Annotated in this window: 11 protein-coding genes; 4 read left to right on the top strand and 7 right to left on the bottom strand. The window is 62.8% G+C overall.

Going from position 1 to position 13,207, the window contains the following annotated elements:
* Positions 1-15: 15 nt before the first annotated feature.
* On the bottom strand, positions 16-3,192 hold the full coding sequence (locus FJ958_RS26700) for a multidrug efflux RND transporter permease subunit (RefSeq protein ID WP_140747522.1): 3,177 nt from the start codon (positions 3,190-3,192) through the stop codon (positions 16-18).
* Positions 3,186-3,434 carry a hypothetical protein gene (locus FJ958_RS26695; RefSeq protein ID WP_140747519.1) on the bottom strand — a complete coding sequence of 83 codons (249 nt, stop codon included), beginning with the start codon at positions 3,432-3,434 and terminating at the stop codon, positions 3,186-3,188. The genes FJ958_RS26700 and FJ958_RS26695 overlap by 7 nt, the downstream gene beginning before the upstream one ends.
* A 246-nt stretch (positions 3,435-3,680) precedes the next feature.
* On the opposite strand from FJ958_RS26695, the gene FJ958_RS26690 reads away from it, so the two are divergent.
* Complete coding sequence (locus FJ958_RS26690; RefSeq protein WP_140747516.1) at positions 3,681-4,271, top strand: TetR/AcrR family transcriptional regulator; 591 nt, start codon at positions 3,681-3,683, stop codon at positions 4,269-4,271.
* Between the two features lie 310 nt (positions 4,272-4,581).
* Here FJ958_RS26690 and FJ958_RS26685 read toward each other — a convergent pair whose 3' ends face one another.
* The 5 genes from FJ958_RS26685 to FJ958_RS26665 form a co-directional block, all read right to left on the bottom strand.
* A complete protein-coding gene (locus tag FJ958_RS26685; protein ID WP_140747513.1) occupies positions 4,582-5,604 on the bottom strand; it encodes a LacI family DNA-binding transcriptional regulator in 1,023 nt (340 codons plus the stop codon).
* Positions 5,605-5,742: 138 nt separating this feature from the next.
* A complete protein-coding gene (locus FJ958_RS26680; RefSeq protein WP_140747510.1) occupies positions 5,743-6,534 on the bottom strand; it encodes an ATP-binding cassette domain-containing protein in 792 nt (263 codons plus the stop codon).
* Between the two features lie 3 nt (positions 6,535-6,537).
* Positions 6,538-7,524 (bottom strand): ABC transporter permease, encoded by a 987-nt coding sequence (locus FJ958_RS26675; RefSeq protein WP_140747507.1) that lies wholly within the window; start codon positions 7,522-7,524, stop codon positions 6,538-6,540.
* A 121-nt stretch (positions 7,525-7,645) separates the two neighbouring features.
* A complete protein-coding gene (locus FJ958_RS26670; protein ID WP_140607295.1) occupies positions 7,646-8,581 on the bottom strand; it encodes a substrate-binding domain-containing protein in 936 nt (311 codons plus the stop codon).
* 266 nt (positions 8,582-8,847) lie between these two features.
* Positions 8,848-10,005, bottom strand: coding sequence for a fumarylacetoacetate hydrolase family protein (locus FJ958_RS26665; protein WP_140747504.1), 1,158 nt, complete (start codon positions 10,003-10,005; stop codon positions 8,848-8,850).
* A gap of 342 nt (positions 10,006-10,347) precedes the next feature.
* Here FJ958_RS26665 and FJ958_RS26660 point away from each other — a divergent pair, with 342 nt between their 5' ends.
* Genes FJ958_RS26660 through FJ958_RS26650 form a run of 3 tightly spaced genes read left to right on the top strand, consistent with a single transcriptional unit; the run spans position 10,348 to position 13,170 of the window.
* The gene (locus FJ958_RS26660) at positions 10,348-11,232 is read left to right on the top strand and encodes an ABC transporter permease (protein ID WP_140747501.1); all 885 of its coding nucleotides are present in this window, start codon (positions 10,348-10,350) and stop codon (positions 11,230-11,232) included.
* Positions 11,229-12,059 carry an ABC transporter permease gene (locus tag FJ958_RS26655; protein WP_140747498.1) on the top strand — a complete coding sequence of 277 codons (831 nt, stop codon included), beginning with the start codon at positions 11,229-11,231 and terminating at the stop codon, positions 12,057-12,059. Before FJ958_RS26660 ends, FJ958_RS26655 begins: the two co-directional genes overlap by 4 nt.
* Before the next feature lie 40 nt (positions 12,060-12,099).
* Positions 12,100-13,170: an ABC transporter substrate-binding protein gene (locus FJ958_RS26650; protein ID WP_140747495.1), complete on the top strand. Its 1,071-nt coding sequence runs from the start codon at positions 12,100-12,102 to the stop codon at positions 13,168-13,170.
* The last annotated feature ends 37 nt before the right edge of the window (positions 13,171-13,207 follow it).

Here is a 13,207-nt window from a genome sequence, read left to right as displayed (position 1 = left end):
GATCAGTCTCCAATCTTATTCGGCCGCTTGCGCCAGGGGAGGGAAGGCGTGTTCGGCGGTTGGTTCAGTGTGCGTGGCGGCAGGCTCATCACCGCCACGGCGTTCGCGGAATTGTTCGATGACCGCGTAGAAGACCGGCACGAACACCAGCGACAGGATGGTCGCGGCGACCATGCCGCCAAACACGGTGGTGCCGATCGATTGGCGGCTTGCCGCCCCCGCACCCGTGGCGAACATCAGCGGCAGCACGCCGAGGATGAAGGCGAAGGCGGTCATCAGGATCGGCCGCAACCTGAGCCGCGCGGCTTCCATGGCCGCCTCGACGATGCTCAAGCCTTCCTCACGCCGCCGTCTTGCGAACTCGACGATCAGGATCGCGTTCTTGGCCGCCAGGCCGATCAGCATGACGAAGCCGATCTGCGAGTAGACGTCGATCTGCATGCCTCGCGCCCAAAGTGCGGCGAACGCGCCAAACAGAGCGAGCGGCACCGCCAGCAGCACCATGAACGGCATCGCCCAGCTCTCATATTGAGCCGCCAGGATCAGGAAGACGAAGACGATGGCGAGCCCGAAGACGACGGACGCGATCGATCCTGCCTTGAGTTCCTGGAAGGTGATGCCGGTCCATTCGAAGCCGAAATCCCTGGGCAGCGCGGTGGCGGCCGCCCGTTCCATGGCAGCGACAGCTTGACCGGACGAGAAGCCGGGCGCGGCGCCGCCATTGATCGTGGCCGAGGCGTTGTTGTTGTAATGCGGCACGGTCTCCGGACCGACGAACGGTACCAGCTTGCCAAGGGTGCTGAGCGGCACCATGCCGCCGGAAGCATTGCGCACATAGAGCCGCGAAATGTCTGCCGCACCCGCGCGTGCATCCTTGTCGGCCTGGATGGTCACCCGGAAGGTGCGGCCAAACAGGTTGAAGTCGTTCACGTAGAGCGAGCCGAGATAGATCTGCAGCGTGTTGAAGACGTCGGGCAGGTTGAGGCCGAGCAGCTTCGCCTTGGCTCGATCGAGGTCGTAGTTGAACTGCGGCGTCGAGGTCGAGAAGGGCGAGAACAGCTGCTGCGGATTGATCTCGGGCTGCTTGCGCGCCTCGGCTATCACGGCCTGCGTTGCGTCGTTGAGCGCATTGCTGCCCCGGCCGGTGAGGTCCTCGACGACGAATTCGAAGCCGCCGGTCGTACCGATGCCAGGGATGGACGGCGGATCGAAGGAGAGCGCGAAGGCTTCCGGAATCTGCAGAAGCTTCATCCGCACGTCGGCAACGAGTTTCGAGGCGCTCTGGTCGGGGCCGCGCTCCTCCCACGGCTTCAGGATGGCGAATTCGACGGCCGAATTCGATTGCGCGGCACTGGTCAGGAAGTTCAGGCCGCTGATCGAGCCGACAATGTCGACGCCGGGCGTCGCCTGCAGGATGTCGCGTGCCTTCTGCGCCACCGCGTCGGTGCGTTCCAGAGAGGCGCCGTCCGGCAACTGGATGACGACGAAGAAATAGCCCTGGTCCTCGACCGGAAGAAAGGTCGAGGGCAGGCGCTGCCACACGAAATAGGTGGCGACAAGCCCGGCCGCGAACAGGCCGAGCATGATCCAGCGCAAGCGGACGAGGAGGCGCACGCCGTGGGCATAGGCATGCGACAGTCTGTCGAAGCCGGTGTTGAACCAGCGGAACAGCACGAACTGCGTGCCTTGGCGGTGGCGCAGGAAGGCGGCACTGAGCGCCGGGCTCAGCGTCAGTGAATTGAAGGCGGAAATGCCGACCGAAATCGCCACCGTCAATGCGAACTGATTGTAGAGCCGCCCCGAGACGCCGGGAATGAAGGCGACTGGTATGAACACCGCCATCAGCACGGCTGTCGTGGCGATGATCGGCCCGGTGACTTCGGCCATGGCGGCCTTGGTTGCCGCCAGCGGTCTCAGTCCGGCCTCGAGCTGTCGTTCGACATTCTCCACCACCACGATGGCGTCGTCGACGACAAGGCCGATCGCCAGCACCATGCCGAGCAGGGACAGCATGTTGAGAGAGAAACCCAGCATCTCCATGACCACGAGCGTCGCCACCAGCGACACCGGAATGGCGATGGTCGGGATGATGGTCGTGCGCCAGCTTTGCAGGAACACGAACACCACCGCGACGACCAGCACCAGGGCTTCGCCAAGCGTGATCAGCACGTCATGCATCGACGCCGAGACGAAGCGCGTCGTGTCGTAGTGCATGGCGTAGGAGACGCCCTTCGGGAATCGGGTCGACAGCTCCTGCATCTTATCCTTGACGCGCTGCTGAAGGTCGAGCGCGTTGGAACCGGGCATCTGGTAGACGGCGAGCACCACCGTCGGGTCCTTGCCGAAGAAGGCCGAGGACGAATATTGCAGAGCGCCGAGCTCGATGCGGGCAACGTCGCGCAGCCGCACCAGCGAGCCGCTGGTCGTGTTGGCGCGCACGACGATGTCGCCGAATTCCTTCGGATCGCTCAGGCGGCCGACGGCGTTGACCTGCATCTCGAAGGCGGTGCCGGCAGGGGCGGGCGACTGGCCGATCTTGCCGGCCGCCACCTGGACATTCTGCTCGGAAATGGCGTTCTGCACGTCGACGGCTGTGATGCCGAGGTTGGCGAGCTTGTCCGGATCGAGCCAGACACGCATCGAATAGCGCCGCTCGCCGAAGATCTGCACGTCGCCGACGCCGGGCAAGCGCTTCAGCGGATCGACAACCTGCAGATAGGCGAGATTCGAAAGCGCCACCGGATCGACGGAATTGTCGGGCGAGGTGAGGTTGACGATCAGCACGAAGTTCGGGTTCTGCTTCTTGATCGTCACGCCGCCCTGGTTGACGATCGCCGGCAGCGACGAAGCCGCCTGCGAGACGCGGTTCTGGACGTCGACGGCGGCGGTGCTCAAGGAATAACCGACATCGAAGGTGATGGTGATGGTCGAGGAGCCGTCATTCGAGCTCGTCGACGACATGTAGGTCATGCCTTGCACGCCGTTGATCTGCTGCTCCAGCGGCGTTGTCACCGTATCGGCCACCACTTGCGCGCTGGCGCCCGGATAATGGGCGCTGACGACGACCTGGGGCGGCGTGATGTCGGGAAACTGCGAGACCGGCAGCAGGAAATAACAAATCGTCCCGGCGAGCACCATGATGATGGCGATCGCGGAGGCGAAGATCGGACGGTGGATGAAGAAATTTACCACGACACACACGCCTCGCCTGCTGCTCTTGCCCTGCCGAATGCGCGGGCAACGGTGGACAGCCGCTGGCGGCGCCCGGTATTGTCCAGCGTGCGGAGTAGCGGTTCGTCCCGGTTCTGCGCATCGGCGAGCGATCGCAGCATCGTTTCGAGGGCGCGCGGGTCGACGCCATCGGCTTTCATGACCAGCCGGATCATCGGATCCCGGACGGCTTCATCTATGGTAAGATCGCGGCGCTGTGACATTGGCCGGCTCCTTGTCTGTCGATTCGCAGCCCATGCTCGCGAACCGTTTTTCATCTCTTCACCGGCCGAGGCCGCATGATTGGCAATCTTTTCGTCTGTCTCGATCTGGTAGGACCAGATCACGACCTTGTTATTGACGGCGGACGATATAGGTGTTACCAGTAAGTAACATTCTGGAAGTTACAGACCGGTAACACCCTAGTCAAGAGGTGGCCGAGGGTTTTTTGGAAACGAAAGGAGATCATGATGACAGACGGCGTCGTGGAGCGCTCTCGTCCCCGGGATCGGATCTTGGAGACGGCACGCGACATGTTCCACAAGCACGGCATCAAGGGCGTCGGCGTCGACGCCATCACTGAAGCTGCCGGCACGAACAAGATGACGCTCTATCGTCACTTCGAATCCAAGGACGATCTCATCGTCGAGTGCCTGCGCGCCAATGCGGCCAAGGCCGGTGCGATGTGGGAAACATTCGAAGCGGAGCATCCGGGCGACAAGCTCGCGCAGCTTCACGCCTGGGTTTCAAAGGCGGCCGCCATGCTAAATACCGACGGCCGTGGCTGTGACATGGCCAACGCCGCCGCTGAGCTGACCGAGCCGGACCATCCGGCAAGGCGCGTGATCAAGGAACTCAAGGAAGCCCAGCGCGAACGCCTGGTCGGACTGTGCCGCGATGCCGGCATCGGCCAGGCCGAGCTTCTCGCCGATACGCTGTCGCTGCTGTTCGAGGGCGCGCGTGTCAGCGTGCAGACCGTCGGCACCGAAGGCCCCAGCACGCAATTCGTGCGCATGGCGGAAGGACTGATCGTTTCCTTCCGGGGCGCTGCGGCCGGCTGAAATTCGTCGCGGCTATCGGTCATTTCCCGATCGCATCGGCGGCGACGCCTGGCGCCTTTGTTGGCCCGGGTGCTACCGCACTTCCCGCCGGCTGGACGAAAAAAGCCCGCTGCCGGGAGGAGGTGGCAGCGGGCTCGATTTCGAATGTGGCGCGGGAGGAGGTGCACCCCATTCAGCGTCGGCATCGCATCTGGGAGGAGTAGATGGCCGACAACCAGAAGCTACGAATTGCCCAATGATTCGGCAACTGTGAATCGTGCATAGCTGCTGTGCAGATTTGCCGTGTCGCCCCTGATATTCGGGTGCGACCTCACTGCACCGGCACGTTTTCCCTAAAAATCAGCCGCGGCTCGATAAATTTCCGGGTCAGATAGGGTGCCGATGACGCAATGGAGCCGAGCAGGCGGATGACCGATTGTTCCGCGATCAGCCTGGCATTCTGGTCGATGACGACGTCGACGAGGTCGTCGACGAGGTAGTCGCGCGTCTCCTTGGTCAGATCGTGGCAGATGAACACCGGCTTGCGATTGGGCCGCGCCTCCCGGATGGCTTTCGCAACACCGGAGCGTCCGGCCCCGACGCAATAGATGCCGAGCAGTTCCGGTTCGTCGTGCAGCGCCTTCATCGTCTCGGCGTAGCTGGCATCCGGTTCGTCGTTGATCTCGACGGCACTGCTGATGGTCAGGTTGGGAAACTCCTCGCCAAGCACCGAGCGGAAACCCATTTCGCGTTCTTCATGCCCACGATAGGAGCGCGAGCCGACGACCATGGCCAACTGACCCTCGCGTCCGCCGAGGAAACGCCCCATCAACAGGGCCGCCGTTCGCCCCGCCACCCGGTTGTCGATGCCGACATAGGCCGAGCGGGGGGCGGCCGGAATATCCGATACCAGCGTCACCAGGCGGATGCCGGCTTCGACAATGTCGCCCAGGATGTTGCGGGTCCATGGATGGTCGATGGCGATGACCCCGACGCCATTGGCCCTCAGCGACAGGTTTTCCACGGCTGTCTGCAATGCGTTCGGCGAGATGCCGGCGAGGTTGTGGATCCGGCAGGACGCGACCAGCGGCAGGCGCGACGCATAGTCCTCGATGTGCCTTGCCAAATCCTGCATGAAGGCGTTGCTGCCGATCGGCAGGAAGAATTCGAGGTTTGCGGGCTTGGAGGGAAGCGTCACCTGATCGGCGACCGGCAAATAGCCAAGCTGCTTGGCGGCCTCCATGACGCGCTGCCGGTTGGCGGCGCTCACTCCGGACCGATTGTTGAGCACCCTGTCGACTGTCGCCGTCGAGAGCCCGCAGTTCCTGGCGATATCGGTGACGGTAGCCTTCATGCCGCAACCCTATGCGCCGACGCGTTGGCGCGCCAGACGGGTGATGTGAGAAGCGATGCGATCTGAGCGGACGGATGATTGCCCACCATCATCCGTATTCGCATTCGACGGTTTTCGACAGGACGGCTTCTGCCGTCCTCAGTGCGCCGGTTTGCCGTCGGCGATGGCGTCCCGGATTTCCTTGTCCGACATGCCGGTGATGATCCGTTCGACTTCCGCGACACTGGTCTTCTTCGGATCGATGTCGTCGGCGACCACCTTGCCCCGGCGCATGACGACGATGCGGTCGACCACCTGGAAGACATGGTGGATGTTGTGCGCGATGAAGATGCAGGAATGACCGGAATCGCGTGCGTTGCGCACGAAACTCAGCACGCCCTGTGTTTCGGCCACGCCAAGGTTGTTGGTCGGCTCGTCGAGGATGATGAGGTCGCTGTCGAAATGCATGGCGCGCGCGATCGCCACGGCCTGCCGCTCGCCGCCGGAAAGCGAGCCGATCGGCGTCGTCGGCGGGATGTTCTTGGAGATGCCAACCTGCTTGAGCAGGTCGCGGGCGACCATGTTCATCGCCTCCTGGTCCATGCGGTTGAGGAAGCGCGGCGGCTTGATCGGCTCTCGCCCCAGGAACAGATTGCGGGCGATGGACAATTGCGTGACCAGTGCGGAGTCCTGGTAGATGGTCTCGATGCCGTTGGCGATCGCGTCGCTGGTGCTGCGCAAGTTCACCTTCTTGCCGCGGATGAAGATGTCGCCGCTGGTCAGCGGCACGGCGCCGGACAGCACCTTGATCAGCGTCGATTTGCCGGCGCCGTTGTCGCCGAGCAGGCCGACGATCTCTCGTTCGTTGACGTGGAAATTGGCATCCACCAGCGCCTGCACGCGGCCGTAGGACTTGCGGATGTTCTGCATGCGGATGAGCGGTTCAGCCATGGTTCAAGTCCCTGCCTGATGCCGGCGTTCCAGCCATGAATGAAGCGCCATCATGCCAAGGATGATCGCGCCGATGAAGATGTTGTAGGCAAGGCCGGGCACGCCAATCAGCACGATGCCGTTGCGCATCACGCGCAGGATCAAGATGCCGAGCACCGTGCCGATGATGGTGCCGCGCCCGCCGGTGAGCGCCGTGCCGCCGATGACCACCATGGCGATCACCTCGAGTTCGTAGCCGGTGCCGCTGTTTGGGTTGGCGGCGGACGTGCGCAGCGAGGAGATGACGCCGGCAAGCGAGGCCATGACCGAGGACAGGATGAACAGGCCGACCTTGACGCGGTTGACGTTGACGCCGCGAGCGCGCGCCGCGTTGGGATTGCCGCCCGCCGCCTGGATCCAGTTGCCGGTCCGGCTTTGCGTCAGCACATAGCCAAGTGCGATCGCCGCGGCGATGAACCAGAACAGCGACATGTAGATGCGGAACGGGCCGATGAAGAAGTCGCCGACCAGCGCTTCCGCCAGCCAGCTGCCCTCGGCGCTCCAGGTCCGCTGCGGAAAGCCGTCGGTGATGAAAAGGGCGCTGCCGCGCACCACCAAAAGCATGCCGAGCGTCACCAGGAAGGACGGGATCTTGAGCTGCGTGACGAACCAGCCATTGACCAGGCCGATGAGGGCGGCGACCACCAGCGCGACGACGAAGCCCATCTCCAGCGAGGTGACGCCGCCATTGAACAGCGTCCACATCAGCACCGGCGAGAAGCCGAACAGGGACCCGACGGACAGGTCGAATTCGCCTGAGGTCATCAGCAATGTCATCGCCAGCGCGATCAGGCCGAGTTCGACGGTGAAGGCCAGCGTGTTGGAGATGTTCTGCGGCGACAGGAAATCGGGATTGATGCTCCAGAAAACGGCGATTTCGACGACCAGTAGAACGAGGGGTCCGAATTCCGGCCGCGCGATCAGGCGTTGGATGAGCGAATGATTTTCCACAGGCAACCCGCGACATGTTTGGAAGGTGCCGCGATTCCCACCGCAGGTGGGACAACTCGCGGCGCAGGGAAGATTCCTGACGCTGCGCTTCAAGAAGAGCGCGGCGCCAGGGATCGCGGGTTTATTTGCCGGACAGGATCTTGTCGTAGACCCCGGCGGTGTCTTTTTCATAGAGCGCGCCGGTGATGACGTTGAAGCCTGGAGGAATGCCGCTGGCGGCCATGTTGGCCAGCGACAACGCGACATAGCTGGTCGCCTGCGGGTCTTGCCACTGGCCGGCATTGACGTAGCCGTTCAGCACTTCCTGCGTGGTGTCGAGCGAATTGCCCCAGCCCACGACCGGAATTTCGCCGGGCTTGATGCCGACCTGGTCGAACACCCGCTTGATCGAGCCGGTGACGAGGTCGCCGAGGCCGATGATGGCCTTCACCTTGCCCTTGTGGGCGGTGAGGTAGTCGACCATGCGGTTGATCACCTCGGCCTGGTCGAGTGTCGCCTCGGTTACTTCATAGGTGACGCCGAGCGGGCCGAAGACGCTCTTGATGCCTTCCTCCTCCTGGACGCCATAGGTGGCGCCGGGGATCTCGACCGGCATCCAGACGAAGTCGCCCTTCTTCACCAGCCCTTTGTCGACCAGGTACTGCGCCCAATGCTTGCCGAAGGTGACGTTGTCGCCGCCGACATAGGCATTGAAGTTGGCCTTGGGATCGGGCGTGTTGAAGTTGATGATCGGGATGTTGGCCGTGCGGGCTTCCTTGACGATTTCGACGAGGCTGCCCGGATCGGGGCTGGTGGTGACGATGCCGTCGGCCTTGGCCGAGATCGCGGCGCGAACCGCTTCCTGCTGGGAGGCGACGTCGCCATTGTGGAACGAGGTGTTGACGGTGTTGCCGGTATCCTTGGCCCATTGCTTGGCGCCGGCAAGGAAGTAGGTCCAGACCGGATCGGCCGGGCCGCCATGTGAAATCCAGTAGAACGTCTTGGCCTGCGCGGCTGCCGGTAGGACCGTCAGCGCGACCAGCAGGCCGTAGAGCACAAGTCTTAGTCTCGTCAGCATTTGATTTCCTCCCGGTTGAAGATGATCCGTCCCTTGTTCCGGCTTCAGCCGTCTTTTGCCAGCGCCGCTCGGATGCCCAAGAGCATTCCCTTTTTCGACGGATGGCAAGCCTCCATCTGCAGATGTAGTTGGCGGCTGACCGGGCGCCATCAACGGACCCATCAGATTGCATCAGTTGCGGTGATTTTTCCGGGCAGCGGGATGGTTGGCGTCGAGGCTCAGCCGAGCAACCGTCCTGACCGTTCGGCAGGCCGGTTGCGCCACAGCTAGATGAGACCGGCCTTGGCGAGATCGCGCATCAGATGACTGGCGCCGTAGGTCCAGTGCGGGCAATCGGGTGACAGCCGCACCCGGTTGACAAGCGCGCCGAATTTTTCCGACGAGATGGTGACGATGTCGCCGACCTTGTGGGTAAAGCCCTTGCCCTTTTCGCCGCGATCCTTCGAGGGCACGAACATGGTACCGAGATAGAGCGCCAGCCCATCCGGGTATTGATGGTGCGGACCCATGGCGGCGGCGACCAGTTCTTCGGGCGAGCGACTGATCTCGGCCATCGAGCTTGCGCCTTCCAGCGAGAATCCATCCTTGCCCTCGACCTTCAGGCGCACGACGGCGCGCCTCACGTCATCGATCGAGAATGCGTCGTCGAACAGGCGGATGAAAGGACCGAGGGAAGCCGACGCATTGTTGTCCTTGGCCTTGCCGAGCAGCAGCGCCGAACGCCCCTCGACGTCCCGCAGATTGACATCGTTGCCGATGGTGGCGCCGACGATCCTGCCGCTGCTGGCAGCGATCATGGCGATCTCCGGCTCCGGATTGTTCCAGGTCGATACCGGATGGAGGCCGACATCGGCGCCGAAGCCGACCGAGGCCATCGGCTGGCACTTGGTGAAGATTTCCGCATCCGGGCCGATGCCCACTTCCAGATATTGCGACCAGGCGCCGCGCGAAATCAGCTTGGCCTTGATCTCCATCGCTTCGGGCGAACCGGGCTTGAGCTTCGAAAGGTCATGGCCGATCAGCCCGGCAATGTCGGCGCGGATGGCGTCGGCCTTTTCCGCCGAGCCGCGCGCCTGCTCCTCGATCACCCGTTCGAGCAGGCTGACGACAAAAGTCACGCCCGATGCCTTGATGGCCTGCAGGTCGACCGGGGACAGGAGGTATGGTTTTGCCGGATCACGCGTGGCCTCGAAACTGTTGGCGGCGATATCGTCGAGCGAGCCGATCGGCTTGCCCTTGGCCGAACGGACGTGGCTTGCTGGTTCGGCCATCTCGCAGACGTCACGCACCGTCGGTGCCGCGCTCGATGTGATGTCGAAGACGGTACCATCCCGCACCGTGACCACCAGAGGATGCGAGGCATCGCTGCTCCTGGCGCGGCCGACAAAAAGGCCCTCAATAGGCAGATGCGTCGGGTTCGTCATGCGTGCGGTCCTCTGATCATCGAAATGCGGGCTTGCCGGGTCGGCGCGGCACTTTCCCCGGATTCCGTCCAAAGGTCTATCCCGTTCGATGGCGATTTCAGACAGCTGTCTTGTCCATGAAATTCCGGCTTTCCGACAAGGGGGTCTGCGGCGGTCACTGTCAAAACTCGACTGGTTCTTTTCAAGAATATGAAACCTCTGGGTATTTCATGTGGCCCGTTCAAACTTTGTCGAAACGGTTTCGGTGGATGCCGGTCACAAATCCACTTGTGGGATTTCACTTGACAGTTTCACGAATATGAAAAACTCTTTGGTAATTTCAAAACTTGGGTGAGCCGGTCGATGTCGACCCTAGTTGCGGCACGGGTGTCCGAGGCCCGGTCTTCGTCAGGCTTCCGGTTCGCCATGCTGCTGCCGGGCGCGCTGGTCACCTTCCTGCTGATCCTGTTTGCGCTGGGCCTCGTGCTTTTCCTTGCCTTCCGCGGCAATGACGGTTCGCTGCTGGGCAGCGGCTTTGGCCTGGCGAATTTCGTCACGGTGGTTTCGGATCCGCTCTACTGGACGGTGACGCTGCGCTCGCTGATCATTGCCGGGCTGGTGACCTTGGCCACGGTCGTCACCGCCTATCCCGTCGCCTACTACCTTGCGTTCCATGCCGGGCGGCGGCGTGGCCTGTTATTGTTCCTGGTGACACTACCGTTCTGGACCAGCTACTTGCTGCGCGTCTTCGCCTGGAAGATCGTGCTCGCCTATAACGGCGTCCTGAACTCGGCGCTGATCGAGAGCGGTATCTGGTCCCAGCCGACATTGGAGTTTCTCAATACGCCGGCCGCTGTCGTCGTCACGCTTGCCCACGCTTATGCGCCTTTCGCCATCCTGCCGATCTATGTGGCGCTGGAGACCATTCCGAAATCGCTAATCGAGGCCGCTTCTGACCTTGGCGCGCGGCCGTTCACGTCCTTTCGCCGGGTCGTGCTGCCGAACTCGATGCCGGGCATCCTGGCCGCGGCCCTCGTGGTCTTCGTGCCGACGGTCGGCGACTATGTCACGCCGGCCATGGTCGGCGGACCGGCCAGCACCATGATCGGTACGCTGATCCAGTCGCAATTCGGCAAGGCCAATGACTGGCCGTTCGGCGCGGCACTGTCGGTCTGCGTCATGCTGGTCATCCTGGTCGTGGTGCTGGTCGCACGCGGCGCCGACCGCAGGTTTGGCAGCCGCACATGAGAGTGGAACGCCTCGGCACGCAACGAAATGGCCGCTGCCTTGGCCTCTATGTGCTCGCCTACCTGGTGTTTCTCTATCTCCCCGTCCTGCTGATCCCGCTGTTTTCCTTCAACGATTCCATCCAGGCGGCGTTTCCGCTGCAGGGCTTCACGCTGCAGTGGTACGCGACGCTCTATGGCAATTCCGCCCTGTCCGGCGCGCTCCTGAACAGTCTCGTCATCGGCGCCATCGCGGCCTTCGGCGCCACGCTGTGCGGCATCACGATATCCTATATGGACCTCTACGGCCGCTCGCCCTTGGCCGCCACCATCAGCGCCATCGCACGGCTGCCGATCCTCATTCCCGGCGTCATCGTCGGCATATCGCTGCTGATCCTGGTCAACCTCGTCGGCCTGGGACCGTCGCGTGTCGCTATCGTGCTCGGCCATATACTGGTGGCGCTGCCGACCACCGTGGTCGTCATGCGCAGCCGCTTCGCCGCCATCCCCAAGACCGTCCGCGAGGCGGCGCTCGACCTTGGCGCCTCCGACTGGACGACGTTCCGGCGCGTCATGCTGCCGCTCAGCCTGCCCGCCGTGCTGTCGGCCTTCATGCTCGCCTTCCTGATCTCCTTCGACGAATTCATCGTCGTCTTTTTCCTTGCCGGCACCGAGCCGACACTGCCGCTCTACATCTGGAGCCAGCTGCGCTTCCCACGGTCTCTGCCCACCGTCATGGCGCTTGGGACGATGATCCTGGCCGTGTCCTTCATCATCGCCGGTACCGCCGAGATCCTGCGGCATCGCGGGCTCGGTTCGGTGCGCCGGACATCCGTCAATCCAGCCTGATCACAACACGCCAACCACAACAAGGAAGAGGAGAACGAAAATGGCATTCCACCTGAAATCGATAGCCGGACACAAGGCCCGGGCCGGCCTTGCCGCACTGGCGCTCGCACTGTCGTCGACCGTGGCGCTGGCCGCCGAGAAGCTGCAGTACTTCACCTGGTCGGGGTATGAGCTGCCCGACTTCAACAAGAGCTTCCTTACCGCCCATCCCGATGGCGTCGAGGCCTCGATCTTCGGTGACGATGACGATGCCTTCACCAAGGTCAAGGCAGGTTTCCGCCCCGACATCGCGCATCCCTGCTACGACAAGGTGGCGCGCTGGAACAAGGAAGGCCTGCTGCAGCCGATCGATACCAAGCGCATCAAGAACTGGGATTCGATCTTCCCCGTGTTCAAGAACCTGCCCGATTTGCAGGCGGGCGACGGCAAGGTCTGGATGGTGCCGTGGGACTGGGGCAACACCTCGATCCTCTACCGCACCGATCTGGTGAAGAACCCCGAAGCGAGTTGGAAACTTCTGTGGGACAAGCAATATGCCGGCCGCATGGCGACCATAGACGCCGTGCATGACACGCCGATCGTGGCGGCACTGCTCGCCGGCGTGAACCCCTTCGACATGACCCCGGAGCAGATGGACAAGGTCGCGGCAAAGCTGCGCGAACAGCGCCCGCTGCTGTCGAGCTACACCACCGACATGACGTCGGTCGAGCAGGCGCTGGCCAGTGGTCAGCTGGTCGCCGCCATGACCTGGAACGCATCGGCCACCTCGCTGAAGAAGCAGGGCGTGCCGGTCGAGTTCATGAAGCCGAAGGAAGGCATGCTGACCTGGGCCTGCGGTTTCGTCATGCTCAAGGACGCCAAGAACGTCGATCTCGCCTATGACTTCATCAACAGCCGGCTGGACGCCGAGTCGGGCAAGTTCCTGATCCAGTCCTACGGCTATGGCAGCTCGCTCGGCACCGCTTTTGCTGGCGTGCCGAAAGAGGAACTGGAAAAGCTGCAACTGCCGTCTGATCCGGAAGTCATGCTGAAGAGCACGATCTTCACCGGCCCGATGAAGCAGAATGACGATGTCGCCAAGATGTTCGAGAAGGTGAAGGCCGGCGGGTGACGCAGCGCCTTGCCTTCTCCCCTTGTGGGAGAAGGTG

It is taken from the genome of Mesorhizobium sp. B2-3-5 (assembly GCF_006442395.1).
GTDB lineage: Bacteria > Pseudomonadota > Alphaproteobacteria > Rhizobiales > Rhizobiaceae > Mesorhizobium.
This window is presented reverse-complemented; position numbering and strand designations above follow the sequence as displayed.

Coding starts and splice junctions, on each gene's coding strand:
- FJ958_RS26695 (WP_140747519.1), bottom strand. CDS start 3,434: ATGTCACAGCGCCGCGATCTTACCATAGATGAAGCCGTCCGGGATCCG.
- FJ958_RS26690 (WP_140747516.1), top strand. CDS start 3,681: ATGACAGACGGCGTCGTGGAGCGCTCTCGTCCCCGGGATCGGATCTTG.
- FJ958_RS26685 (WP_140747513.1), bottom strand. CDS start 5,604: ATGAAGGCTACCGTCACCGATATCGCCAGGAACTGCGGGCTCTCGACG.
- FJ958_RS26680 (WP_140747510.1), bottom strand. CDS start 6,534: ATGGCTGAACCGCTCATCCGCATGCAGAACATCCGCAAGTCCTACGGC.
- FJ958_RS26670 (WP_140607295.1), bottom strand. CDS start 8,581: ATGCTGACGAGACTAAGACTTGTGCTCTACGGCCTGCTGGTCGCGCTG.
- FJ958_RS26665 (WP_140747504.1), bottom strand. CDS start 10,005: ATGACGAACCCGACGCATCTGCCTATTGAGGGCCTTTTTGTCGGCCGC.
- FJ958_RS26660 (WP_140747501.1), top strand. CDS start 10,348: ATGTCGACCCTAGTTGCGGCACGGGTGTCCGAGGCCCGGTCTTCGTCA.
- FJ958_RS26655 (WP_140747498.1), top strand. CDS start 11,229: ATGAGAGTGGAACGCCTCGGCACGCAACGAAATGGCCGCTGCCTTGGC.
- FJ958_RS26650 (WP_140747495.1), top strand. CDS start 12,100: ATGGCATTCCACCTGAAATCGATAGCCGGACACAAGGCCCGGGCCGGC.